Genomic DNA, 22,470 nt, shown 5'->3' on the forward strand with positions numbered 1-22,470 from the left:
TTCGTCTCGTTCGCGGATTGACGGCCATTGTAAGCGGACGGCCGGGCATGACCTTCGGCAGGCTTGACTACAGATGTAGCCATGGATACGTTGACTACAGCTGTAGCCATCCAGTTCTGGCGGTAAAGCGCTCTGCCGGTGTCGCTGTTGGGCGGTGCGAGACCCGCTTCGCCGCTCGCGCCGGCGCGCACTGCCGCCGGCGTAGCCGACTGCGGCTACACCGTCCATCCGCCAAGCCCACAAGGAGACGCGTCATGCAGTCGAACACCTCATCCTGGCGCCACCACGCCGCATTGCTGGTCCTGGTCAGCGCCGCTGTCGCTGCGATTCCGTCGGTGCGTGCGAACACCCAGGAGAAGGCCAGGCACATCGTCGAACCGGCCGAACCGCCTGAACCGCCTGAACCCCCTTTGCCGATCGTGCCGGTGCCGCCCGCAGCGCCGCCGGTCCCGGCATTCCCGGACCCAAGCGTGCCTTCGCCGCCCGCCGCGCCGGTACCGCCTGCACCACCGGCGCCACCCATGGTCCCCGCACCGCCCAGGCACATCGCCGGCGCGCAGCGCCTCGCGACCGCTTCGAGCCTCACCATCACGTCCGACGATCGCCGCAACGCGTCGGTGCTGTTCGACGGCGACGGCACCAACATGTACGGCAGCAGCGAGGACCTGCGTAGGGCGCTGCGTGCGCGTCGTGGCGACGAGACGCTGTGGTGGATCCGCAGGGACGGCAAGCACTACGTGGTGCGCGATGCGGCCACGATTCAGAAACTGAAGGCGGCCTACGCGCCGGTCGCGGCGCTGGGACGGCAGCAGGGCGAACTCGGCGAGCAACAGGGGCGGCTGGGCCAGCGCCAGGGTGAGCTCGGCGAGCAGCAGGGCGCCATCGCACAGCGCCAGGCGGGCCTGGCCGAGGAGGACGCCAAGGCCGCCAGCGCACAGGCGCGGCGCGCCGCCAACGGTGGCCAGGGCGCGTCCGGGTCGGCGCCACGCACCGATGCGGCGCAGGCCGACTACGCGCGGCAGATGCAGGCATTGGCCGCGCGCCAGTCAGCGCTGGCCGAGCAGCAGGCGGGTTTCGCCACGCGGCAGGGGGTGCTGGCGCAGCGCCAGCAGGTCGCCAACGCGGCGTTGCAGCGCGACATCGAACGCATCGTCGAGCAGGCGATCGCGCAAGGCGTGGCGCAACCGCTGGCGCAGTGAGCGCTGCGGCGCGAATGCGGAGTGCAATGGACAGACAGCCAAGTGTGCCGCCGCTGGAGCGCCTTTTCGCAGCCGGTGGGTCCTGTAGATACCGTCTTCCCGTCTAACAGGCAATGGCCTTTTGAGGATCGAAGGGCGTGTTTGATTTGAGGACGCCGTAGGCAAGATGCAGCAACTTGCGCATGGCGGCGCAGACGATTTGCTTGCCGGCTTTGCCGCGTTCGCGCAGGCGCTGCTTCAGCGCACGGACGACCGGATTGTGGGTCATGGCGACCAGGGCCGGCATGTACAGGCCCGCGCGCAGCCGCGGGGAGCCGGTGCGGGAGATGCAGACCTGGCCCTGGCGCTTGCCGGACTCCTGCAGCCGGGGGTTGAGCCCGGCAAAGGCGGTCACCGCCGAGGCGTGGGCGAAGCGCTCCACATTGCCAAGTTCGGCCAGCATCAACGCCGCGCTGGTGTCGGCGATCCCATCGATGCTCACCAGCAGGTCGCGCTGCCCGCGCAAGGTCGGGTCCTGGTCGATCTGGTCGTCGATGGCCCGTTCAATCTGCGCGATGCGCGCCTGCAACTGGCCGATGTTCTCCAGGAGCGAGTCGCGCACCACCGGCGCGGCCACGTCCAGGCGGTTGCGCTCCATCTGCAGCATTGCAGCAGGTCGTCCCGGCGCCGCACCAGCGCCTTGAGCTGCTTGAGCGCCGGCGGGTCGGGCTGCCAGGGCCGCAGCTGCGCCGCATGGCGCTGGCCGTAGCTGGCGATCAGCTTGGCATCGCTGCGGTCGGTCTTGACCCGGGTCAGCTGGCTGCGTGCATACAGCGCCATCTGCGCTGGGTTGAGTACGCACACGCGGTAGCCCAACCCATGCACGAACTCGGCTAGCGCCTCGTGGTAGGTGCCGGTGGCTTCCATCACGATCCAGCTGTCCGCCTGCGCGTGCGTCTGCAGCCACGCGTGCAGGGCCTGGAAGCCCTTCGGATCGTTGGGAAGCTTGGCCTTGGTGCGGTACTTGCCGTTGGCCAGGTCGATGGCCAGATCGAAACTGCGCTTGGCGACGTCAATGCCGACGACTGGGGACATAAGGACTCCTCCATCGGATGGGTGATCACGATCATCGCTGCGCCCGGTCCTGCCTTGTGGATGCGAGTTCACGCCAGCGGCGGACTCTGGATACCGTGCGGACACCACAGGGCCAGCAGATGGAGGGCGGGAGCCGATCTACAGCACAAGCTCGAAGCTTCAGGAGCGACTGGACTTCCCGCACCTCCCCCGATGATCAGTCGGAAGACATAACGCCTTCAGGGGCGCCATGTCCAGATACAAGGAGCGGCTTCAGCCGCGACCGGGCTACCTGGAAAGCTCCGGTCGCGGCTGAAGCCGCTCCTACAGGGCGGGGTCGGGCGCCGACAGTGTCAGCGCTGCGCCGGACCTTCGGCGGTGGCCGTGACCGTTGCCGGAGACGGCGCCGCCCCGCCACCCGGCTTGCCGCCGGTGACGCGGTTGACCGCGCGGATCGCTTCGCGGGCGGCGTCGGCGGCGGCCTCCGGGGAGGTGGTGCGCGGCGGCAGGATCGCCACCGTCGCCGGCTTGGCCGCAGTCGCCGCCGGCGCAGCGGCATTCGCCGCCGTGGCCGGAGTCGGAGTCGGAGTCGAAACGCTAGCCGGAGCCGTGGCCGTGGCCGGCGAAGCCGCGGCGGCCGCGGCCGCGCCCAGGTCCGGCACCTTGGTGTCGGCGTCGCTCTGCGGCTTGCCCAGCGCCACCGCATGATCGCTGCCGGCCAGCGCCGCGTCCTCGGCGTCCTTGGTCATCACCACGATGCTGATGCGGCGGTTGATCGGGTTGTCCGGGGTCTGCTTGTCGAACAGGACCGACGAGGACAGGCCGACCACGCGCGAGACCTTGTCCTCGCCCATGCCACCGGACACCAATTCGCGCCGCGCCGCGTTGGCGCGGTCCGCGCTCAGTTCCCAGTTGCTGTAGCCGCTCTTGCTGCTGTACTGGGTGACGTCGGTGTGGCCGGTGATGCTGATGTGGTTGGGCACTTCGTTGATGAAGCCTGACAGCTCATGCAGGATGTCGCGGGTGTAGGGCTTGAGCGCCGCGCTGCCGATGTCGAACATCGGCCGGTTCTCCTTGTCCACGATCTGGATGCGCAGGCCGTCCGGGGTCAGGTCCAGCAGCAACTGGTCCTTGAACGGCTCCAGCGCCTGGCTCTTGTCGATCGCTTCCTTCAGGTCCTGCATCAGCGTTTCCAGGCGCTGCTTTTCCTTCTCGCGTTGCGCCGTCTTGCTTTCCGTATCGCCTTTCAGGCTCTTGCTGCCGAACGGATCCTTGTTGTCGCCGCGCTGCATGTCCGCCGAGCCGCCGAGCTTGATCATCGAGGTGCTGGCGCCGCCGGGACCGGCCATGCCGGGACTCGGCGCCGGACTCTTGCCCTCCAGCGGACTGGGATTGCGGAAGTATTCGGAGATCGCCATGCGCTGTTCCTTGGTGGTGGCGGCGACCAGCCACAGCACCAGGAAGAACGCCATCATCGCGGTCACGAAGTCGGCGAAGGCGACTTTCCAGGCGCCGCCATGATGGCCGCCGCCCTGGACTTTCTTGACCCGCCGGATGACGACGGTGGCTTTGGTTTCGGGCATGGCGGCGGCGCTACTTGATCGTCTTCAGGTGCGTCTCGAAGTCCGAGAAGCTCGGCCGCACGTTGCTCGGCAGGGTCTTGCGCGCGAACTCCAGCGCGATCTTCGGGTTGTAGCCGCGCAGGCAGGCCAGCAGTGCGGTCTTCACCGACTCGAAGATGCGGCTGTCCTGTTCGGCGCGCGCTTCCATCGCCGCCGCCAGCGGCGCGACGAAACCGTAGGCCAGCAGGATGCCGAGGAAGGTGCCGACCAGCGCGGCGCCGACGTGGTGGCCGATCTCCTCGATCGGGCCGCCGATGGAACCCATGGTGATGACGATGCCCAGCACCGCGGCGACGATGCCGAAGCCGGGCAGGCCGTCGGAGACCTTGCTCAGCGCATGCGCCGGCGCCATCGCCTCGTGGTGGTGCTTTTCCAACTCCAGCTCCAGCAGCGGCTCCAGTTCGTGCGGCTCGATGTTGCTGCCGATCATCAGGCGCAGGCAGTCGGTGATGAAGTCGAGCAGGTGGTGGTCGGCCAGCACCTTCGGATAGGTGCCGAAGATCGCGCTCTCGGCCGGCTTCTCCACGTGGTCTTCCAGGGCCATGAAGCCATCGCGCCGCGCCTTGTTCAGCAACTCGTAGATCAGGGTCAGGGTGGCCTTGTAGTCGTCGGACTTGTACTTCGGGCCCTTGAACACGCCGGCGATGTCGACGAAGGTCGCCTTGACGATCTTGGCGGGGGTGCTGACCAGGAACGCACCCAGCGCCGCGCCGCCGATGATCAGCAATTCGTAGGGCTGCCACAGCGCGCCGAGATGGCCGTGCGACAGCACGTAGCCGCCGACCACGCTGATGATGACGACGAGGAAGCCAACAATGATGAGCATGGCGGAAGCAGCCTGCGAGCCGAGAACGGGGATACCTCCATTTCGGCCCGGCGGCGGCTTTCTGAAGGCGGCGCCGCCGCGCCACGCGTGAAAGCATGTGTGAAGATCCCGCTTGCGGCGTCCCCGCCGTGGCTGCGTACGCCGGCGTTTGGTGCCCGCCTCAGCCGATGACGCCGCTGCCCTGGCGCACGCACTTGAGCACTTCGCGCTGCCCGGACAGGGTGAGCGTGGCGGCGTCCTGCGGCTGCTCCCAGAACGCGTTGCCCTGGGCATCGGCGTAGCGCGCGCCGCTGTCGGCATCGACCCGGTGCATGTGCAGGGTGCGGCCGTTCACCAGCAGCGCTGCGCGCTCGCGCGCCGCATCGACGTCGGCCTGCACCGCGCTGTCGCCGCACTGCCAGTGCACGCGCAGCGCATCGGCCTGCACCTCCGGGTCGGTGGCCGGCGCACCGGTGGCCGCGCCGGCGGGTTGCGTCGCTGCCGGCGCGGCGGTGGTCGCCGGCGTGGGGGCGCGTCCGCACGCAGCCAGCGACAGCGGCAGAAGCAGCGAAAACACCAGGATGGGACGCATGCCGGGTCTCCTCTCGATCTTCGCGGCGCCGCGGCGCCGCCGGTCAGGCCGGTTCGGTGTCACCGCCGCCGCGCTGCAGCGGATTGGGCAGCGCCTGGCCCTGCTCGGTGAACTGCAGCGACACCGAATTCAGGCAATGCCGCTCGCCGCTGGGCGGCGGACCGTCCGGGAACACGTGGCCGAGATGGCTGTCGCAGCGCGCGCAGACGATCTCGGTGCGGATCATGCCGTGGCTGGTGTCGCGGATCTCGCGCACGTGCGCCGGGTGGTAGGGCGCGAAGAAGCTCGGCCAGCCGGTGCCCGAGTCGAACTTGGCGCTGGAGCGGAACAGCGGCAGCCCGCACAGCCGGCAGGTGTAGACGCCTTCCAGCTTGTTGTCCAGGAACACGCCGCAGAACGGCGCCTCGGTGCCGTGCTGCAGCAGCACCCGTCGTTCCTCGTCGTTCAGCCCGGCGACCAGGCGATCGCGTTCGGCGGAAGTGGGGGGCGTGAGGTCGAATCGGCTCATGGCGGGCGTGCCTTCGCGTCGGAGAGAGTCCATGCACAATGTGGGCGGAGCGGCAGCGATCAAGCCGCCGCGTTCACTCCGTGCGCAGGCGCCGCGCGCTAGGCTGCATTCCCGAACCGGAGGGAGGAGTGCCATGTCGATGCCCCGTCTGTGGCTGCTCTCGCTATGCGTCTTGAGCCCGGTGCTGGCCGCCGCGCAAAGCCTCCAGCCCGCGCCGAAATCGCCGACCGCCACGCGCCAGGCCACTACCGTGCAGCCGGCGCCTGCGCCGGTGTCCACGCGACCAGTGGCGACGCCGCCGACTGCGCCGATCCCCAGCGGCCTGGGTCAGCGCGCGCAGCCGGCGCCGATTCCGCAGCAGGGGCCGTCGCGTCCGGCCGCGCCGGCGTCCACCGCCCCTGGCACGACGCCGGCGCCGGCCAAGGTCTACGACCGCAGCGGACGATTGATTCCGGGCGCCGTGCAGGCAGGGCCCAACCGCGTACTGGACACCCGCAGCGGCCGTTACTACAGCACCGTGCCCAGCGGCGACGGCCAGCGCATCGACGACTAGCGCCGCTTGGCGGTCCGCGCATGGCCGTGCGTGAAGGCATGGCCAACGATCCGTGATCGCAATCCTCACGAACCGCTTCCTAGACTGCCACGACGCAGGTGCCGTTGGTGCCTGCACCGTACCTTCGCTAGGAGAACCGATGAGCAAGCTTCCCGACAACACCCTGGTGGTCGTCGCCGATCGCGTCAGCGCACGCCTGTTCCGCACCACGCTGGCCGGCGAGACGTCGTTGCTGGAGCAGACCGAGGTGCTGAGCCCCACACCGATCGAAGGCGTCGAGGACGGCGACCGGCCGATGACGATGGACGAGGCCGGCTTCGTCCGCCAGCTCGCCGAGCGCCTGTACCAGAACGCGCTGCGCAACGACTTCGAGCACCTGGTGCTGGTCGCCGACCCGCAGACGCTGGGCCAGCTGCGGCCGCTGCTGCACAAGGAAGTCCAGAAGCGGGTGGTGTCGGAACTGGCCAAGAACCACGCGCACACCTCGCGCGACGAGCTGGAAAAGCTGCTCGCCTAAGCGCGCCCATCGCGCAGGCCGATACGGCAGGGCGCTATGCATTGCGCCCCCTCCTTCTCCCCTCGGGAGAAGGTGCCCGCAAGGCGGATGAGGGTACGGACACACCGACGCGCCACCCAACGTCGCGCATGGTTCGGACGACAACGGCGTGCTGCCTCGGCTATCGACTTCCCAGCGCTGCCGTACCCTCACCCCAACCCCTCTCCCGCAGGGAGAGGGGAATCATGGCGTCGCTGCCGTACCGCACGATTGAGCCATTGCAGCGCGCGGCCACACGTCGCGGTGCCTCCCTTCTCCCCTCGGGAGAAGGTGCCCGCAGGGCGGATGAGGGTACGGACACACCGACGCGCCACCCAACGTCGCGCATGGTTCGGACGACAACGGCGTGCTTCCCCGGCTATCGACTTCCCAGTGCCGCCGTACCCTCACCCCAACCCCTCTCCCGCAAGGAGAGGGGAATCATCACGCTCAGTCGGCGATCGGCAGGCTCAGCGTCTCCTTGACCTCTTCCATCACGATGTAGCTCTTGGACTCGCGCACGTGCGGCAGAGTCAGCAGGGTGCTGCCCAGCAGCTTGCGGTAGGAGGCCATCTCGCTGATCCGCGCCTTGAGCAGGTAGTCGAAATCGCCGGAGACCAGGTGGCACTCCAGCACGTTGGGCAGCTTCAGCGCCGCGCGGCGGAATTCCTCGAAGATGTCGCCGGACTTGTAGGCCAGGCTGATCTCCACGAACACCAGCAGGCTGGCCTTGAGGTAGTGCGGATCCAGTCGTGCGTAGTAGCCGGTGATGGCGCCATCGCGTTCCAGGCGGCGCACCCGCTCGGTGCACGGCGTGGTCGACAGGCCGACCCGTTCGCCGAGCTCGGTGAAGGAGATGCGGCCTTCCTGCTGCAGGATGCGCAGGATCTTGCGGTCGATCTTGTCCAGTTCGCGGGCGCGTGCGGCCATGGCGCGGGTCTCGATGGGCTGGGGTAGGGAATTGGCCTGGCGGTCGATCGAAAATCAGGGGAAAATCCTGGGTTGCGCTTCCTATACTGCGCCTAACCCCATCCCTCGCGCCATCCAGCCAGGGATTTGATCCGACGAGGTAAGTGCATGCGGGTTCTGGTTCTGGGCAGCGGTGTGATCGGCACGGCCACGGCGTGGTACCTGGCCCGTACCGGCTGCGAGGTGACGGTGGTCGATCGCCAGCCCGCGGCCGGGCTGGAGACCAGCTATGCCAACGCCGGCCAGGTGTCGCCGGGCTACGCCTCGCCGTGGGCGGCGCCGGGGGTGCCGCTGAAGGCGCTGAAGTGGCTGTTCCAGCGCCACGCGCCGCTGGCGATCACGCCCACCGCCGACATCCGCCAGTACCTGTGGCTGGCGCAGATGCTGCGCAACTGCACCGCCGAGCGCTACGCGATCAACAAGGCGCGCATGGTGCGGCTGTCCGAATACAGCCGCGACTGCCTGGACCAGCTGCGCGCCGACACCGGCATCGAATACGAAGGCCGCCAGCTCGGCACCACCCAGCTGTTCCGCACCCAGGCGCAGCTGGACGGCGCGGCTAAGGACATCGAGGTGCTGCGCGAGTACGGCGTGCCCTACGAACTGCTCGACCGCGCCGGCATCGCCCGCATCGAACCGGCGCTGGCCAGCGCCCCGGCCACCCTGGTCGGCGCGCTGCGCCTGCCCAACGACCAGACCGGCGACTGCCGCCTGTTCACCCAGCGCCTGGCCGCGCTGGCCGCCGCGGCCGGTGTGCAGTTCCGCTACGGCGAAACGATCGACGGCCTGCTCGCCGATGGCGATCGCCTCGACGGCGTGCGCATCGGCGGCCGCCTGGAGCGCGCCGATCGCTACGTGGTCGCGCTGGGCAGCTATTCTCCGCAGCTGCTCGCACCGCTGGGCATCCGCCTGCCGGTGTATCCGTTGAAGGGCTATTCGCTGACGTTGCCGATCCGCGACGCGGCGCTGGCCCCGATGTCCACCATCCTCGACGAAACCTACAAAGTGGCGATCACCCGCTTCGACCAGCGCATCCGCGTCGGCGGCATGGCCGAACTGGCCGGCTTCGACCTGTCGCTGCCGGCGCGGCGCCGCGCCACCCTGGAAAACGTAGTGAACGACCTGTACCCGCGCGGCGGCGACCTGGCCCGCGCCGAATTCTGGACCGGGCTGCGCCCGGCCACGCCGGACGGCACCCCGGTGGTCGGCGCCACCGGCTACCGCAACCTGTTCCTCAACACCGGCCACGGCACGCTGGGCTGGACCATGGCCTGCGGTTCCGGCCGCTACCTGGCCGACCTGATCGCCTCGCGCCAGCCGCAGATCAGCGGCGAGGGCCTGGACATCTTCCGTTATTCGCGCGGCGCCTCGGCGCCCGTCGCAGAGGCAAGTTCGTGCGCCCAGCCCGTGCGTTGATCGATCTCCACGCGTTGCGCCACAACTACCGCCTGGCCCGGCACCTGGGCGGCGGCAAGGCGCTGGCGGTGGTCAAGGCCGATGCCTACGGGCACGGCGCGGTGGCGTGCGCGCGCGCGCTGGACGCCGAAGCGGACGGCTTCGCGGTGGCCTGCATCGAGGAGGCGCTGGAGCTGCGCCAGGCCGGCATCGCCGCGCCGATCCTGCTGCTGGAAGGCTTCTTCGATGCCGACGAATTGCCGCTGATCGCCGAGCACCGCTTGTGGTGCGCGGTGGCCTCGCCGTGGCAGGTGGAGGCGATCGCCGCCTATGCCGCGCCGCAGCCGCTGTGCCTGTGGCTGAAGCTGGACAGCGGCATGCACCGGCTGGGCCTGGCGCCGGACGCGTTCCGCGCCGCGCACGCGCGGCTGAGCGCGCTGCCGCAGGTGGAGCGGTTGGTGCTGATGAGCCATTTCGCGCGCGCCGACGAGCTGGACAGCGCACGTACGCTGGAGCAGGCCGAGGTGTTCCGCCAGGCCACCGCCGGCCTGGCCGGCGAGACCAGCCTGTGCAATTCGCCGGCGCTGCTGGGCTGGCCGCAGCTGCGCAACGACTGGGCGCGCCCAGGGTTGATGCTGTACGGCGCCGACCCGTTCGCCGCCAACGCCGAGCTGCCGGGCGAGCTGCGTCCGGTGATGACTTTGCGCTCCAAGGTGATCGCGGTGCGCGAGCTGGCCGCTGGCGAGCCGGTCGGCTACGGCGCGCGCTTCGTCGCGCCGCGGCCGACCCGGGTCGGCGTGGTCGCGATCGGCTATGCCGACGGCTATCCGCAGTTCGCGCCGAACGGCACCCCGGTGCTGATCGACGGGGTGCCCGGCGAGCTGATCGGGCGGGTGTCGATGGACATGCTGACGGTGGACCTGACCGAGCACCCGCAGGCCGGGCTCGGCAGCGACGTGCAGCTATGGGGCGCGCAGCCGCGCATCGACACCCTGGCCGCGCGCTGCGGCTCCAGCGCCTACCGCCTGCTGTGCGGACTCAAGCGCGCGCCGCGGCAGTACCTGGGCGGCTGAAGGCTGTGGCCGGCCGGGCGCTTCGCACGCGCTCCCGCTTGGCGCAGCGCAGTGCCTGGTCCGCGCCTCGCTTTTGCAGGAGCGGCGTCAGCCGCGACAAACGGAGCGATACACCTTGCGGCTTCGGATACCGTCGGGCCTGAAGCCGCTCCTGCAGAGCCGCAGCATGCTGGCCGCAACCGACTGTGGGAGCGACTTCAGTCGCGACGAGCGCAGCGATGGGTGTGCCGCGTCCGGACCACGTCGGGACTGAAGTCCCTCCCACAGGGGCGCCTCCAACCTAGCGCTCTGCTCTGTTGTAGATACCGTCTTCCCGTCTAACAGGCAATGGCCTTTTGAGGATCGAAGGGCGTGTTTGATTTGAGGACGCCGTAGGCAAGATGCAGCAACTTGCGCATGGCGGCGCAGACGATTTGCTTGCCGGCTTTGCCGCGTTCGCGCAGGCGCTGCTTCAGCGCACGGACGACCGGATTGTGGGTCATGGCGACCAGGGCCGGCATGTACAGGCCCGCGCGCAGCCGCGGGGAGCCGGTGCGGGAGATGCAGACCTGGCCCTGGCGCTTGCCGGACTCCTGCAGCCGGGGGTTGAGCCCGGCAAAGGCGGTCACCGCCGAGGCGTGGGCGAAGCGCTCCACATTGCCAAGTTCGGCCAGCATCAACGCCGCGCTGGTGTCGGCGATCCCATCGATGCTCACCAGCAGGTCGCGCTGCCCGCGCAAGGTCGGGTCCTGGTCGATCTGGTCGTCGATGGCCCGTTCAATCTGCGCGATGCGCGCCTGCAACTGGCCGATGTTCTCCAGGAGCGAGTCGCGCACCACCGGCGCGGCCACGTCCAGGCGGTTGCGCTCCATCTGCAGCATTTGCAGCAGGTCGTCCCGGCGCCGCACCAGCGCCTTGAGCTGCTTGAGCGCCGGCGGGTCGGGCTGCCAGGGCCGCAGCTGCGCCGCATGGCGCTGGCCGTAGCTGGCGATCAGCTTGGCATCGCTGCGGTCGGTCTTGACCCGGGTCAGCTGGCTGCGTGCATACAGCGCCATCTGCGCTGGGTTGAGTACGCACACGCGGTAGCCCAACCCATGCACGAACTCGGCTAGCGCCTCGTGGTAGGTGCCGGTGGCTTCCATCACGATCCAGCTGTCCGCCTGCGCGTGCGTCTGCAGCCACGCGTGCAGGGCCTGGAAGCCCTTCGGATCGTTGGGAAGCTTGGCCTTGGTGCGGTACTTGCCGTTGGCCAGGTCGATGGCCAGATCGAAACTGCGCTTGGCGACGTCAATGCCGACGACTGGGGACATAAGGACTCCTCCATCGGATGGGTGATCACGATCATCGCTGCGCCCGGTCCTGCCTTGTGGATGCGAGTTCACGCCAGCGGCGGACTCTGGATACCGTGCGGACACCACAGGGCCAGCAGATGGAGGGCGGGAGCCGATCTACAGCACAAGCTCGAAGCTTCAGGAGCGACTGGACTTCCCGCACCTCCCCCGATGATCAGTCGGAAGACATAACGCCTTCAGGGGCGCCATGTCCAGATACAAGGAGCGGCTTCAGCCGCGACGAACGCAGCGGCAGAATTTCCGGCTTCGGAAACCATGGGGGCTGGAGCCCTCTTGCAGACACCCAGCCCACTCGACGCACGTTCCTGCAGGAGCGACTTCAGCCGCGACAAACACCAACGCGCGAAGCCGCCACGCGCTCCTCAGCGCTCAGCCATCGCCGCGTCGTCGCGGAACTCGCGGCGCAGCCAGTCGTCGAGCATCCGCTTCTCGTAACGCAGCGGGTCGGTGCTCATGCCGATCGAGCTGTTGAACAGATAGCTGGTGTCGAGCAGCTTGCGCTCGCCCTGCTCCAGCACCTGGCCATCGGCGCCGCGCAGGGTGAACGTCAGACTGATGCGCGGCGGGTAGATGTCGCGCATCACCCGCACGTCGTTCCACTGCACGCCATGCCAGGGCTCGTAGTCGCCGGCGCGCTTGATGTCGGTCAGTTCGACGTCCAGGCGCTGGCCGGGCGCCAACTGCTTGCCCGCGCGCTCCTGCAGGTACTCGGCCAGGTCGCGTACCCAGTCGCCGCGCTGCGCTTCCCAGCGGTTGCGGCTGTGGCGCAGTTCGGTGAACGTGGTCGGGTCGGCCCAGCGCACCTGCACCGGGCCATCGCCCTCGATGGCGCGCGGGGCCTGCGGATCGGTGACGTTGCGGGTCTCGGCGGAGGCTCCGCCCGCCAACAGGCAGGCCAGGGCCAGCGCCGTCCAGGCGTATCGGATCTTCATGACGGATCTCCACGAGGGGTGCAGGTCAAGTGTGTGCCTGTGCGTGCGCCGCCGCAATCTGGACAAAGCCTGCCGTCGCCGGCGTTGGCAACCGATTCATGTCGCCGGGCCATGTGACGTGCGGTTCACGCTGCGTCGCCGCGTACTTCACGGCGCGCGCGCGACGATGACGGCCACAGACACGTTGATCCGGGGATCGCATGAAGATGCCGCTGTTCCACCATGCGCACGCCGCGGGCGATGTGCGCCTGCAGTTCATCGACTGGGCCAAGCGCAACGGGCATAGCCCGGCCAGCGGCGCGGCCAGCTTCGTCGAGCAGCAGGCGAACCTGGACGAGGCGGCGCGGCAGCTGCGGCTGGCGCCGGGCGAGGACGTGCGCCAGGAACTGCGCCGTTATCTGGCTTCGCTCGGCGAGCAGCAGGACGTGGCGGTGCAGTTCCCGCCGATCTATGCCTTCCGCAGCCCGCAGGGCCAGAACTTCCGCTATTCGCTGACCCTGGTGCTGGCCGAGAGCGGGGTCGAGTGGAAGGCGCGGGTCTGGACCGGCCTGGAGTACCTGGGCCTGATCGTCGGCCGCGGTGCCGGTCCGCGCGCCAACTACACGCGCCTGGCGCGGATGGCGGTGGAGCACGAGCTGAGCAGCGACAGCCCCCGCTTCACGCTGGGCTAGAGGAGACCGCGCATGTCTTACGCAATCGCACCGGAAGATATGGCCGCGCCGGAGCAGTGCCGCCAGCAATGCCGGCAACTGGGCGTGGCCCGGGTCCAGCAGATCCTGGACCAGTCGCCGCCGCCGTCCTGGCGCGAGGAGGCCGAGCGCTGGCTGGAAGAGCAGGCGTTGCGCAGCGCGCGGATGACGCAATGGGGCGTCATCGCCGGCATCGCGCTGTCGTTGCTCGGGATCGTGCTGGTCGTCGCATTCCTGTGGTGAGCCGCGGGGTCGTGCCGGCGGGGTTCCGGCTTGACGGCAGCGGAACGGCTTAACAAGATGCGGGCTGCGCGCGCCCGCTCCGGCCCTGAGGGTCTTCACGCCGTGGACGCGAGCGCCGCTTCGCTTCTTCCGTCGCCGCCGTTTCCAGAGCACACCACGCCATGCAAGTCAGCACCGAATCGTCCCTCTCGTCGCTCGCGCAGGTGTCGGACCTGCACTATCGCGAGATCTTCGACAAGATCGATTCGGGGTTCTGCGTGGTGCAGGTGCTGTTCGAGGGCGATCTGGCGGTGGACTACGTGTTCCTGGAGGTCAACGCGGCATTCGAGCGCGAGACCGGCATGCGCGACGTGATCGGCCGGCGCATGCGCGAGCTGTCGCCGACCCACGAGGAACACTGGTTCCGGCTGTACGGCGAGGTGGCGCGCACCGGTTGTTCGGCCAAGTTCGAGAACTATGCCTCGGCCCTGGCCCGTTGGTGGACGGTCGACGCGTTCCGGGTCGGTGCGCCGGAGCGCCACCAGGTGGCCATTCAGTTCCTCGACATCACCGAACGCAAGCGCGTGGAGCGCGACCTGGCCGAAAGCGAGGCGCGCTTCAGCGCGCTCGCCGAGGGCCTGCCGATGCCGGTCTGGGTGCTGGACGCCACCGGCCAGCTACGCTTCACCAATACCGCCTACGCCGAGTTCTTCGGCATCAATCCGGAGTCGGACGACGCGCGTCCCGGCTGGGGCGACGTGCTGCACCCGGAAGACGCCGGCGTGTTCGCCTTCGAGCTGCGCAGTGCGCTCGAGGAACAGCGCAACCTGCGCGCGCTGGTACGTGCGCGCCGCCACGACGGCGCCTGGCGCTGGGTCGAGATGACCGCGATGCCGCGCTATTCGTCCGAGGGCGAGTTCATCGGCCTGGCCGGCAGCAGCCCGGACGTCACCGAGCGCCGCGACATCGAACTGGCTCGCGAGCAGTTGCTGGAATCGGAGCGCAGCGCGCGCAACGCCGCCGAGAGCATGGCGCGGCTGAAGGACGAATTCCTGGCCACGCTGTCGCACGAGTTGCGCACCCCGCTGACCACCATCCTGGGCTGGAGCGACCTGCTGCTGCAGCGGCTGCCGCCGGGCGATCCGAGCAACAAGGGCCTGTCGGTGATCGCCAGCAGCGCGCGCGCGCAGCAGCGGCTGATCTCGGACATGCTCGACCTGAGCAGCATGCTGCTGGGCAAGGTGCAGCTGGAAGTGGAAGCGCTGGACCTGGTCGAACAGGTGCGCGAGGCGCTGCGTGCGCAGGAACCGGTGGCCGAGGGCAAGGACCAGGCCCTGACCCTGCGCGAGCCGGCGCAGCCGTGCCTGGTGCTGGGCGACGCCACGCGCCTGCAGCAGGTGTTCTGGAACCTGCTGTCCAACGCGGTCAAGTTCACCCCGGCGCATGGCCACATCGAACTGGCGATCGACATCGACGCCGACGGCGAGCATGTGACCGTGGCGGTGCGCGATTCCGGCGACGGCATTCCGCCGGAATTCCTGCCGCACCTGTTCGGCCGCTTCCGCCAGGCCGACGCCACCACCACGCGCCTGCATGGCGGCCTGGGCCTGGGCCTGGCGATCGTGCAGCAGTTGGTGGAAATGCACGGCGGCCAGGTCAGCGCCGCCAGCGAAGGCCGCGGCTGCGGCTCGGTGTTCACCGTGCGCCTGCCGCTGCACCGCAACGCGCCGGGCAAGCGGCCGCTGCGCGAGGTGCGCGCCTTCGCGATGGCCGAGCAGGTGGTGGAGGCCTACGCGCTGAAGGGCATGCGCCTGCTGGCGGTGGAGGACCAGCCGGACATGCTCGACTACCTGCGGCGCCTGCTCGAGGAGCAGGGGGCGGAGGTGGTCACCGCCGGGTCCGCCAGCGAGGCGCTAGCGGTGCTGGACGACGGCGGCCACGACCGCATCGACGTGATGGTCACCGACATCGGCATGCCCGGCATGGACGGCTACGGCCTGATCCGCACGATCCGCGACAACATGGGCCTGGAGGCGGCCGAACTGCCGGCCGTGGCGGTGACCGCGCTGGCGCGCGCCGACGATCGCCAGCGCGCGCTGCAATCCGGCTTCCAGGAGCATCTGGCCAAGCCCTACAGCGTGGCGCAGCTGGTCTCGGCGGTGCGCTTCGCCCGGCAACGCTGAGCGGCGGCCTTGTCCGCCGGCTCACGCCTGCGGCGCTAGGGTAGGGCGTCCCCTGCAGAGAGCACGCCGATGACCAAGTATGCCAAGCGCGTCCACACCGACCAGGCGCAGATCCAGGCGCTGGAGGAACTGATCCTGCAGTTGCCGGAGCAGTCCAACGTGCGCATCGAACTCACCGACGGCAGCGCGTTCCTGGGCACCGTCACGATCCGCCCGAGCATCCAGCAGTTCCGCGACGAGAACGAGCGCGAAGGCAGCAACGCGCAGGTGCGGATCGACGGCCTCGACGATCCTGCCGAACACCACTACATCTGGCTGGACGAGATCCGCAGCGTGCGCCAGCTCCCGGCCCGGCCCTGGGACAACGACCCGCGCGGCGACGAGACGTCTTGACGCGTCTTTCACTTTTGCCGCGGCGTGGCTGTGCATCATCGGAACCCCCCGAGCCTGGATGCCCACGAAGAATGACCACGCCCTCGCCAATTCGTGCCCGCTGGGCCTTCTGCGTGCTCAGCGCCGCCCTGCTCGCCGCCTGCGGCGATACCGCCAAGCACTCCATCGAGGAGGGGATGGGCCCGGATCCGGTGTTGCCCGACCCGGTGAAGCGCATGATCCCCACGGTGAAGGTCGCCGAGGTCAAGCGCTGGGCCGATGGCGCCGCGCCGGTGCCGGCCGCCGGCCTGGCGGTGCAGGCCTTCGCCCGCGACCTGGACCACCCGCGCTGGCTGTACGTGCTGCCCAACGGCGACGTGCTGGTGGCCGAGACCGCTGCGCCGCCGGCGCCGGAGAAGGAAAGCAGCGGCCTGCGCGACAAGATCCAGGGCGCGATGATGGCCAAGGCCGGCTCGACCGTGCCCAGCGCCAACCGCATCACCTTGCTGCGCGATGCCGACGGCGATGGCGTGGCGGAGGTGCGCACGCAGTTCCTCAAGGGCCTGTATTCGCCGTTCGGCATGGCCGTGGTCGGCGACCGCCTGTATGTCGCCAACGCCGATGCGCTGGTCAGCTTCCCGTACAAAGACGGCGACACCCAGATCAGCGCCGCGCCCAGTTTCGTCGCCAACCTGCCCGGCGGCATCAACCATCACTGGACCAAGAGCCTGCTGGCCAGCCGCGACGGCAAGAAGCTCTACGTGGGCGTCGGCTCCAACAGCAACGTCGCCGAAAACGGCATGGACGCCGAACTCAATCGCGCCGCGATCCTGGAAGTGGACGCGCAGAGCGGCGCCACCCGGGTGTTCGCCAGCGGCCTGCGCAATCCGGTCGGGCTGGCCTGGCAGCCGGGCGCGGACACGTTGTGGGTGGTGGTCAACGAGCGCGACGAGATCGGCAGCGACCTGGTGCCCGACTACCTGACCTCGGTGCGCGAGGGCGGCTTCTACGGCTGGCCGTACAGCTACTACGGCCAGCACGTGGACGAGCGCGTGCAGCCGCAGAACGCGGAGATGGTGGCCAGCGCGATCAAGCCGGACTATGCGCTGGGCGCGCATACCGCGTCGCTGGGACTGACCTTCTACGAAGGCGCGTTGCTGCCGCAGGCGTATCGGGGCGGTGCCTTCATCGGCCAGCACGGCTCGTGGAACCGCGATCCGCCGTCCGGCTACAAGGTGGTCTACGTGCCGTTCGTCGACGGCAAGCCCAGCGGCAAGGCGCAGGACGTGCTGACCGGCTTCCTCGACGCCGAAGGCAAGGCCCAGGGCCGCCCGGTCGGCGTGGCGGTGGACAAGCCCGGCGCGCTGCTGGTGGCCGACGACGTTGGCAACGTGATCTGGCGGGTCGCGCCCAAGATCGGCAAGTAGAAGACGTCATGGTGCCGTGCCCCGGCCTGCCGGCCGGGTACGGCGGCAGGCCGGGGACTGGGTGTGGGGAGAGCGGCATGCCGATCGGATCGGCGCCGTCCGTGCTTTGCCGTGCCGTACTTTTGCGGACGGAGTGGCGCCATCCTTGTGCGCGAGTGCTGACGGTCAGCGCGTCGCGACTGAAGTCGCTCCCACAAGGAAACGCTGCACCGTCACTGATTTGTCGGAATGCCCAAATGCCCAGTGTGGGAGCGACTTCAGTCGCGACGCGCGAAGCCAAGACCCCGCACCGAACTAAGCCTGCGCTGCACGACTTCTCTAGTCACGACAGCCCGGCCAGCACACGCACACCCCTGTAGGAGCGGCTTCAGCCGCGACAGACATCACAACCCAAGCGCTGTAGAAAAACGGCGAAAAGCTATCGAGCCGCACGCCACGTGCCACGCGGGCCGCACAACGCCCCCAGCTCAGACGCCCCATTCCAACGGCAAAATCCCCGCCACCCCAGGGAAAGCCGATCCCGCACGCTCAAATCAAGCGTCAACGCCGGGCACGTCAACGCGCACCCGGCATCGCAGATGCCGCTCGGCGGCCTAGTGGTCCACCGGCGCCGGCTCCACGCCGAAGCGGCGCGCATAGCCGCGCTCGTTGAACACGCGCTCCACCTCGGCATCGCCCAGTTCCGGCGCGGCATAGACTGCATAGACCACGCTGCCGTCGTCGCGTTCGCCGCGCTGGTGCAGGCGGTAGCGCGGGCGCCCGGTGCCGGTGTTTTCCGGGTAGTGCAGCGGTGGCTGGCTGCCGTCCAGGTCCACTTCGCTGTTGTCGACGACGCCACCGATGAACACTGCGCGCATTTGCCTCTCCATCCGTTCGGGGTGACCTGCAGCCTAGGCGCGAGAATGTTGCCATCGCATCAATGATGCGTTCGCTAAGCGCAAAACCGGGCCGGCGGCGCACTGCCGGTAGAATGCGCATTCCCTGTCCGATCCCGATCCCATGCCGGCTCTGCAAGACGCTCCCCTCGACACCCTGTTCCTGCCGTTCGCCCAGGGCGCGCTGCGCTGGCCCGCCGGCAAGGTGCTGTTCCTGCGCGCGCGCGACGGCTGGGCATTGCGCCAGCATGCGCAGCCGGCGCAACTGGTGTGCGAACAGGGCTACCGCCCGTTCGCCACCGCCCTGGAGCAGGGCGGCTGCCAGGTCCGCGCCGAGGACGCCGGCGAGCATGACGACGTCGGCGGCTATGCGCTGGTGCTGGTGCTGCCGCCGCGGCAGCGCGACGAGGCGCGCGCGTTGCTGGCGCGCGCAGTGGCGCTGGCCGCGCCGGGCGGGGTGGTGTTGGCCTGCCAGTCCAACAACGAAGGCGCCCGCTCCGGCGAGGACGACCTGCAGCAGCTGGCCGGGCTGGGCGGCAAGCTGACCAAGAACCACTGCCGCGCGTATTGGACCGCGCCGCTGCACGGCGGCCACGACGCCGCGCTGCAGCAGCGCTGGGCCAAGCTGGACGCGCCGCGGCCGATCCTGGACGGGCGCTTCCGCAGCCGTCCCGGCGTGTTCGCCTGGGATCGCATCGACCCGGCCTCGGCGCTGCTGGCCGAGCACCTGCCGGCCGACCTGGCCGGCCGCGGCGCCGATCTCGGCGCCGGCTACGGCTATCTGTCCGCGGAATTGCTGGCACGCTGCCCGAAGATCGCCGCGCTGGACCTGTTCGAGGCCGACGCGCGCGCGCTGGCGCTGGCCCGCTCGAATCTGGCGCAGGCGCCGGCCGCGGTGGAGATGGGCTATCACTGGCACGACGTGACCGCGGGGCTGCCGGCGCAGTACGACTTCATCGTCAGCAACCCGCCGTTCCATGCGCCCGGGCGCATGGAGCGCCCGGACATCGGTCGCCGCTTCATCGCCGTGGCCGCGCAGGCGCTCAAGCCCGGCGGCAAGCTCTATCTGGTGGCGAACCGGCACCTGCCCTACGAGGCGGTGCTCGATACCAGCTTCGGCGACACCAAGGTGGTCGCCACCCGCGACGGCTTCAAGCTGATCCTGGCGGTGCGTGCCCGCGCCACGGTCCGCCGATGAAGCTGGTCAAGCATCTGGCCAACCTGGGCTACGGCAGCCGCAAGCAGGTTGCACTGATGTTCCGCGAAGGCCGCGTCACCGACGCCGACGGCGAGGTGCTGTACGCCGACGACCAGGTCGAGCACGCGACGATCCGCATCGACGGCGAGGCGCTGGACCCGCCGCCGGGGCTGATCCTGGCGCTGCACAAGCCGGTCGGCTACACCTGCTCGACCAAGGATCCGGGCCGCATCGTCTACGACCTGCTGCCGCCGCGCTTCCGCCTGCGCTCGCCGCTGCTGTCCACGGTCGGGCGGCTGGACCGCGACACCAGCGGCCTGCTGCTGATGACCGACGACGGCGCGCTGCTGCATCGCATCGTCTCGCCGAAATCGCAGCTGGCCAAGGTCTACGAAGCGACCCTGGCCGAGGACCTGCGCGGCGACGAGGCGGCGCAGTTCGCCAGCGGCACGCTGTTGCTGGACGGCGAGACCACGCCGCTGCTGCCGGTGGAGCTGGAGGTGCTGGGCCCGCGCCAGGCGCGCATCACCCTGTACGAAGGCCGCTACCACCAGGCGCGGCGCATGTTCGCCGCGGTCGGCAACCACGTGGCGACGCTGCACCGCAGCCGCATCGGCGGCTTCGCGCTAGAACAGACGCTGCCGGCCGGACAGTGGCGCGTGCTGGAGGCGGCGGATCTGGCGCAGGTGTTTGGGGCCGAGATTCGGCAGTAGGGATTGGGGATTGGTAAAAGCGCGGTCAGCGCGCTCTGGCGATCCTTGCCGTTACCAATCACGAATCCCCAATCACGGATCCCGGTTCTCGAACAGCTTCTTCCAGCCATCCAATCCCAGCGTCTCCAACGTCTGCAGATTGCGCTCCACGATCACGTCCGCGTCCGGGAACGCGGCCACCGCGCGTTCGACGCTGTCCTCGCGCAGCAGGTGCAGGGTGGGGAAGGGCGCGCGGTTGGTGTAGTTGCCGATGTCCTCCGGCGCGGTGCCGGCGAACTGGTAGTGCGGATGGAAGCTGGCCACCTGCAGGATGCCGTGCAGGTCCAGCGCGTCCACCGCGGCGTCGGCGTTGTCGAGGAAATCGTTGTAGTCCAGGAAATCGCCCAGCACCTGCGGATGCACGATCAAGGTGGTGTCGATCTGCTCGGCGGGGGTATCGCGCAGCAACAGCAGTTCCTCGCTCAACTCTTCCAGCAAGGCTTCGGGCGTGGTCGCGTCGCTGAGCACGTAGCGGATCTGCTGCTTGACGTGCACCGCCTTGGCGAACGGACACAGGTTCAGGCCGATGACCGCGCGTTCCAGCCACAGGCGGGTCGCGGCGATCGGGTCGGCGTTGGGGTCGGGATCGTTCAAGGCGGTTCCAGCGGGCGAGGGCGGGCGGCGAGCGGGCGAAGCGTGCGGCGGGCATGCCGCCGCGCACGGGTCAGTCGCGGAAATTCTCGAACTGCAGCGGCAACTCGAAATCGCTCTTCTTCAGCAGCGCCATCACGTCCTGCAGGTCGTCGCGCTTCTTGCCGCTGATGCGCAGCTTGTCGCCGTTGATCTGCGCTTCCACCTTGAGCTTGGCGTCCTTGATCGCGGCGACGATCTTCTTGGCCAGCTTCTGCTCGATGCCCTGCTTGACCGTGACCTTCTGCCGCGCGCCGGCCAGGTTGGTCTCCACGTCGCCGAACTCCAGGCAGCGCACGTCGATGCCGCGCGCGATCAGCCGCGCGCGCAGGATGTCGGTCATCTGCTTGACCTGGAAGTCGCTCGGCGCCGCCTGGGTGATGACCTGGTCGTCGAGCTCGAAGCTGGCCTCCACGCCCTTGAAATCGAAGCGGGTCGACAGCTCGCGGTTCGCCTGGTCGATGGCGTTGGTCAGTTCGTGCTTGTCGATTTCGGAGACGACGTCGAAGGAAGGCATGGCAGATCCTCGGGAAAGACCCCATATCCTACCGATGTCGCCGCAGCGCCGCTGCCGACGCGGCCGCGCTGCTGGGCGGCGCTAACGATCGCGGCGATAATCCGCGCATGCCCACCTCCCGTTCCAACGCCGCGGCCGCCGCCTGGATGGTCGCGGCGGTCGCCTGCTTCGCGCTGATGGATGCGGCGATGAAGATGCTGACCGCGCACTATCCGGCGCTGCAGGTCGCCACGCTGCGTGGCGGCGCCTCGCTGCCGTTCGTGCTGGTGTGGGTGCTGGCCACCGCCGGCCCGCGCTCGATCCTGCCGGTGCGCTGGGGCCTGCACCTGCTGCGCGGCGTGCTCGGCATCGCCATGATCGGCTGCTTCGCCTGGGCGCTGCGCAGCCTGCCGCTGTCCACCGCCTACACGATCTACTTCGTCGCCCCGCTGCTGGTGGCGGCGCTGTCGGTGCCGCTGCTGGGCGAACACGTCGGTCCGCGGCGCTGGGCCGCGATCGGCATCGGTCTGGTCGGGGTGCTGGTGGTGCTGCGCCCGGGCGTGGGCGGCTTCGTGTCGCTGCCGGGGCTGATGGTGCTGCTGGCGGCGGCCGCCTACGCGGTCGCGGCGGTGCTGGTCAGCCTGCTGGCGCGCACCGAGACGCCGCAATCGCTGGTGGTCTGGTTCCTGCTGATCATGGCGCTCGGCGCCGGGGCGCTGGCGCTGCCGGGCTGGGTCCCGCTGCGCCTGGCCGATGCCGGCTGGATCGCCGCGCTCGGCCTGGCCGGCGCGCTGGGACAGGTGGCCTTGACCCAGGCGTTCCGCCGCGGCGACGCCTCGCTGATCGCGCCGCTGGAGTACAGCGGGCTGATCTGGGTGATCCCGTGGGACTGGCTGCTGTGGCGCAAGCTGCCCGACGCCTGGACCTGGCTGGGCGCGGCGATCATCGTCGCCAGCGGCCTGTACCTGCTGCACCGCGAGCGGGTCCGCGCCACCGTGCGTCCGCCGCCGCAGGCGCATCCGTAGCCGGCGCCGCTGCCTGCGGCCGCACGCGCAAGCG

General features: G+C 69.4%; 25 protein-coding genes. 13 read left to right on the plus strand and 12 right to left on the minus strand.

Annotation, left to right across the window (positions count from 1 at the left end):
* Positions 1-521 precede the first annotated feature (521 nt).
* Complete coding sequence (locus tag NUG20_RS03465; RefSeq protein WP_263397064.1) at positions 522-1,199, plus strand: hypothetical protein; 678 nt, start codon at positions 522-524, stop codon at positions 1,197-1,199.
* A gap of 103 nt (positions 1,200-1,302) precedes the next feature.
* Here NUG20_RS03465 and NUG20_RS03470 read toward each other — a convergent pair whose 3' ends face one another.
* The 6 genes from NUG20_RS03470 to msrB all read right to left on the minus strand — a co-directional run bounded on the left by NUG20_RS03470 (position 1,303) and on the right by msrB (position 5,779).
* Entirely contained in the window at positions 1,303-1,641 is a 339-nt protein-coding gene (locus tag NUG20_RS03470; RefSeq protein ID WP_263397065.1) for a transposase, read from the minus strand.
* Positions 1,642-1,676: 35 nt separating this feature from the next.
* Complete coding sequence (locus NUG20_RS03475) at positions 1,677-2,273, minus strand: IS110 family transposase (RefSeq protein WP_263397066.1); 597 nt, start codon at positions 2,271-2,273, stop codon at positions 1,677-1,679.
* Positions 2,274-2,605: 332 nt separating this feature from the next.
* Positions 2,606-3,835, minus strand: a complete 1,230-nt coding sequence (motB, locus tag NUG20_RS03480) for a flagellar motor protein MotB (protein ID WP_263397067.1) — start codon at positions 3,833-3,835, stop codon at positions 2,606-2,608.
* A 10-nt stretch (positions 3,836-3,845) separates the two neighbouring features.
* Positions 3,846-4,700, minus strand: a complete 855-nt coding sequence (motA, locus tag NUG20_RS03485; protein WP_263397068.1) for a flagellar motor stator protein MotA — start codon at positions 4,698-4,700, stop codon at positions 3,846-3,848.
* A 160-nt stretch (positions 4,701-4,860) separates the two neighbouring features.
* Positions 4,861-5,271, minus strand: a complete 411-nt coding sequence (locus NUG20_RS03490; RefSeq protein WP_263397069.1) for an MliC family protein — start codon at positions 5,269-5,271, stop codon at positions 4,861-4,863.
* A gap of 43 nt (positions 5,272-5,314) precedes the next feature.
* On the minus strand, positions 5,315-5,779 hold the full coding sequence (msrB, locus tag NUG20_RS03495) for a peptide-methionine (R)-S-oxide reductase MsrB (RefSeq protein ID WP_263397070.1): 465 nt from the start codon (positions 5,777-5,779) through the stop codon (positions 5,315-5,317).
* A gap of 133 nt (positions 5,780-5,912) precedes the next feature.
* On the opposite strand from msrB, the gene NUG20_RS03500 reads away from it, so the two are divergent.
* Both NUG20_RS03500 and NUG20_RS03505 read left to right on the plus strand, forming a co-directional pair.
* On the plus strand, positions 5,913-6,332 hold the full coding sequence (locus NUG20_RS03500; protein ID WP_263397071.1) for a hypothetical protein: 420 nt from the start codon (positions 5,913-5,915) through the stop codon (positions 6,330-6,332).
* Positions 6,333-6,471: 139 nt separating this feature from the next.
* Complete coding sequence (locus NUG20_RS03505; protein ID WP_263397072.1) at positions 6,472-6,849, plus strand: baeRF12 domain-containing protein; 378 nt, start codon at positions 6,472-6,474, stop codon at positions 6,847-6,849.
* Between the two features lie 468 nt (positions 6,850-7,317).
* On the opposite strand, the gene NUG20_RS03510 is transcribed toward NUG20_RS03505, so the two are convergent.
* The gene (locus tag NUG20_RS03510) at positions 7,318-7,797 is read right to left on the minus strand and encodes an Lrp/AsnC ligand binding domain-containing protein (protein ID WP_263111051.1); all 480 of its coding nucleotides are present in this window, start codon (positions 7,795-7,797) and stop codon (positions 7,318-7,320) included.
* A gap of 147 nt (positions 7,798-7,944) precedes the next feature.
* Between NUG20_RS03510 and NUG20_RS03515 the strand changes: the two genes are divergently transcribed.
* Both NUG20_RS03515 and alr read left to right on the plus strand, forming a co-directional pair.
* Positions 7,945-9,252: a D-amino acid dehydrogenase gene (locus NUG20_RS03515; RefSeq protein WP_263397073.1), complete on the plus strand. Its 1,308-nt coding sequence runs from the start codon at positions 7,945-7,947 to the stop codon at positions 9,250-9,252.
* Complete coding sequence (gene alr, locus NUG20_RS03520; RefSeq protein ID WP_263397074.1) at positions 9,231-10,304, plus strand: alanine racemase; 1,074 nt, start codon at positions 9,231-9,233, stop codon at positions 10,302-10,304. The genes NUG20_RS03515 and alr overlap by 22 nt, the downstream gene beginning before the upstream one ends.
* A gap of 317 nt (positions 10,305-10,621) precedes the next feature.
* Here alr and NUG20_RS03525 read toward each other — a convergent pair whose 3' ends face one another.
* Both NUG20_RS03525 and NUG20_RS03530 read right to left on the minus strand, forming a co-directional pair.
* Positions 10,622-11,593: an IS110 family transposase gene (locus NUG20_RS03525; protein ID WP_263396421.1), complete on the minus strand. Its 972-nt coding sequence runs from the start codon at positions 11,591-11,593 to the stop codon at positions 10,622-10,624.
* A 404-nt stretch (positions 11,594-11,997) separates the two neighbouring features.
* Positions 11,998-12,567, minus strand: coding sequence for a DUF3016 domain-containing protein (locus NUG20_RS03530; protein ID WP_263397075.1), 570 nt, complete (start codon positions 12,565-12,567; stop codon positions 11,998-12,000).
* A gap of 200 nt (positions 12,568-12,767) precedes the next feature.
* On the opposite strand from NUG20_RS03530, the gene NUG20_RS03535 reads away from it, so the two are divergent.
* The 5 genes from NUG20_RS03535 to NUG20_RS03555 all read left to right on the plus strand — a co-directional run bounded on the left by NUG20_RS03535 (position 12,768) and on the right by NUG20_RS03555 (position 17,460).
* Positions 12,768-13,238, plus strand: a complete 471-nt coding sequence (locus NUG20_RS03535) for a hypothetical protein (protein ID WP_263397076.1) — start codon at positions 12,768-12,770, stop codon at positions 13,236-13,238.
* A gap of 12 nt (positions 13,239-13,250) precedes the next feature.
* Positions 13,251-13,499 (plus strand): hypothetical protein, encoded by a 249-nt coding sequence (locus NUG20_RS03540; protein ID WP_263397077.1) that lies wholly within the window; start codon positions 13,251-13,253, stop codon positions 13,497-13,499.
* A gap of 161 nt (positions 13,500-13,660) precedes the next feature.
* Positions 13,661-15,661, plus strand: a complete 2,001-nt coding sequence (locus tag NUG20_RS03545) for a PAS domain-containing hybrid sensor histidine kinase/response regulator (RefSeq protein WP_263397078.1) — start codon at positions 13,661-13,663, stop codon at positions 15,659-15,661.
* A gap of 69 nt (positions 15,662-15,730) precedes the next feature.
* Positions 15,731-16,054 (plus strand): DUF3247 family protein, encoded by a 324-nt coding sequence (locus NUG20_RS03550; RefSeq protein WP_263397079.1) that lies wholly within the window; start codon positions 15,731-15,733, stop codon positions 16,052-16,054.
* Between the two features lie 71 nt (positions 16,055-16,125).
* A complete protein-coding gene (locus tag NUG20_RS03555; RefSeq protein WP_263397080.1) occupies positions 16,126-17,460 on the plus strand; it encodes a PQQ-dependent sugar dehydrogenase in 1,335 nt (444 codons plus the stop codon).
* A gap of 593 nt (positions 17,461-18,053) precedes the next feature.
* Here the strand turns inward: NUG20_RS03555 and NUG20_RS03560 are convergent.
* Positions 18,054-18,317 (minus strand): hypothetical protein, encoded by a 264-nt coding sequence (locus NUG20_RS03560; protein ID WP_263397081.1) that lies wholly within the window; start codon positions 18,315-18,317, stop codon positions 18,054-18,056.
* Positions 18,318-18,459: 142 nt separating this feature from the next.
* Between NUG20_RS03560 and NUG20_RS03565 the strand changes: the two genes are divergently transcribed.
* Complete coding sequence (locus NUG20_RS03565; RefSeq protein WP_263397082.1) at positions 18,460-19,533, plus strand: class I SAM-dependent methyltransferase; 1,074 nt, start codon at positions 18,460-18,462, stop codon at positions 19,531-19,533.
* Positions 19,530-20,246 (plus strand): pseudouridine synthase, encoded by a 717-nt coding sequence (locus NUG20_RS03570; RefSeq protein ID WP_263397083.1) that lies wholly within the window; start codon positions 19,530-19,532, stop codon positions 20,244-20,246. Before NUG20_RS03565 ends, NUG20_RS03570 begins: the two co-directional genes overlap by 4 nt.
* Positions 20,247-20,318: 72 nt before the next feature.
* Here the strand turns inward: NUG20_RS03570 and NUG20_RS03575 are convergent, their stop codons facing one another.
* The gene (locus NUG20_RS03575) at positions 20,319-20,879 is read right to left on the minus strand and encodes a DUF1415 domain-containing protein (RefSeq protein WP_263397084.1); all 561 of its coding nucleotides are present in this window, start codon (positions 20,877-20,879) and stop codon (positions 20,319-20,321) included.
* A 70-nt stretch (positions 20,880-20,949) separates the two neighbouring features.
* Positions 20,950-21,432, minus strand: coding sequence for a YajQ family cyclic di-GMP-binding protein (locus NUG20_RS03580; RefSeq protein ID WP_263397085.1), 483 nt, complete (start codon positions 21,430-21,432; stop codon positions 20,950-20,952).
* A 107-nt stretch (positions 21,433-21,539) separates the two neighbouring features.
* Here NUG20_RS03580 and NUG20_RS03585 point away from each other — a divergent pair, with 107 nt between their 5' ends.
* Entirely contained in the window at positions 21,540-22,436 is an 897-nt protein-coding gene (locus NUG20_RS03585) for a DMT family transporter (protein ID WP_263397086.1), read from the plus strand.
* The last annotated feature ends 34 nt before the right edge of the window (positions 22,437-22,470 follow it).

Origin of the sequence: Xanthomonas sp. CFBP 8443, from assembly GCF_025666195.1 — a bacterium.
GTDB lineage: Bacteria > Pseudomonadota > Gammaproteobacteria > Xanthomonadales > Xanthomonadaceae > Xanthomonas_A.

Bases quoted from the DNA above. Each gene is read 5' to 3' on its own strand.
- NUG20_RS03465 (WP_263397064.1), top strand. From the start codon at position 522: ATGGTCCCCGCACCGCCCAGGCACATCGCCGGCGCGCAGCGCCTCGCG.
- NUG20_RS03470 (WP_263397065.1), bottom strand. From the start codon at position 1,641: ATGCTGGCCGAACTTGGCAATGTGGAGCGCTTCGCCCACGCCTCGGCG.
- NUG20_RS03475 (WP_263397066.1), bottom strand. From the start codon at position 2,273: ATGTCCCCAGTCGTCGGCATTGACGTCGCCAAGCGCAGTTTCGATCTG.
- motB (WP_263397067.1), bottom strand. From the start codon at position 3,835: ATGCCCGAAACCAAAGCCACCGTCGTCATCCGGCGGGTCAAGAAAGTC.
- motA (WP_263397068.1), bottom strand. From the start codon at position 4,700: ATGCTCATCATTGTTGGCTTCCTCGTCGTCATCATCAGCGTGGTCGGC.
- NUG20_RS03490 (WP_263397069.1), bottom strand. From the start codon at position 5,271: ATGCGTCCCATCCTGGTGTTTTCGCTGCTTCTGCCGCTGTCGCTGGCT.
- msrB (WP_263397070.1), bottom strand. From the start codon at position 5,779: ATGAGCCGATTCGACCTCACGCCCCCCACTTCCGCCGAACGCGATCGC.
- NUG20_RS03500 (WP_263397071.1), top strand. From the start codon at position 5,913: ATGTCGATGCCCCGTCTGTGGCTGCTCTCGCTATGCGTCTTGAGCCCG.
- NUG20_RS03505 (WP_263397072.1), top strand. From the start codon at position 6,472: ATGAGCAAGCTTCCCGACAACACCCTGGTGGTCGTCGCCGATCGCGTC.
- NUG20_RS03510 (WP_263111051.1), bottom strand. From the start codon at position 7,797: ATGGCCGCACGCGCCCGCGAACTGGACAAGATCGACCGCAAGATCCTG.
- NUG20_RS03515 (WP_263397073.1), top strand. From the start codon at position 7,945: ATGCGGGTTCTGGTTCTGGGCAGCGGTGTGATCGGCACGGCCACGGCG.
- NUG20_RS03525 (WP_263396421.1), bottom strand. From the start codon at position 11,593: ATGTCCCCAGTCGTCGGCATTGACGTCGCCAAGCGCAGTTTCGATCTG.
- NUG20_RS03530 (WP_263397075.1), bottom strand. From the start codon at position 12,567: ATGAAGATCCGATACGCCTGGACGGCGCTGGCCCTGGCCTGCCTGTTG.
- NUG20_RS03535 (WP_263397076.1), top strand. From the start codon at position 12,768: ATGAAGATGCCGCTGTTCCACCATGCGCACGCCGCGGGCGATGTGCGC.
- NUG20_RS03540 (WP_263397077.1), top strand. From the start codon at position 13,251: ATGTCTTACGCAATCGCACCGGAAGATATGGCCGCGCCGGAGCAGTGC.
- NUG20_RS03545 (WP_263397078.1), top strand. From the start codon at position 13,661: ATGCAAGTCAGCACCGAATCGTCCCTCTCGTCGCTCGCGCAGGTGTCG.
- NUG20_RS03550 (WP_263397079.1), top strand. From the start codon at position 15,731: ATGACCAAGTATGCCAAGCGCGTCCACACCGACCAGGCGCAGATCCAG.
- NUG20_RS03555 (WP_263397080.1), top strand. From the start codon at position 16,126: ATGACCACGCCCTCGCCAATTCGTGCCCGCTGGGCCTTCTGCGTGCTC.
- NUG20_RS03560 (WP_263397081.1), bottom strand. From the start codon at position 18,317: ATGCGCGCAGTGTTCATCGGTGGCGTCGTCGACAACAGCGAAGTGGAC.
- NUG20_RS03565 (WP_263397082.1), top strand. From the start codon at position 18,460: ATGCCGGCTCTGCAAGACGCTCCCCTCGACACCCTGTTCCTGCCGTTC.
- NUG20_RS03570 (WP_263397083.1), top strand. From the start codon at position 19,530: ATGAAGCTGGTCAAGCATCTGGCCAACCTGGGCTACGGCAGCCGCAAG.
- NUG20_RS03580 (WP_263397085.1), bottom strand. From the start codon at position 21,432: ATGCCTTCCTTCGACGTCGTCTCCGAAATCGACAAGCACGAACTGACC.
- NUG20_RS03585 (WP_263397086.1), top strand. From the start codon at position 21,540: ATGCCCACCTCCCGTTCCAACGCCGCGGCCGCCGCCTGGATGGTCGCG.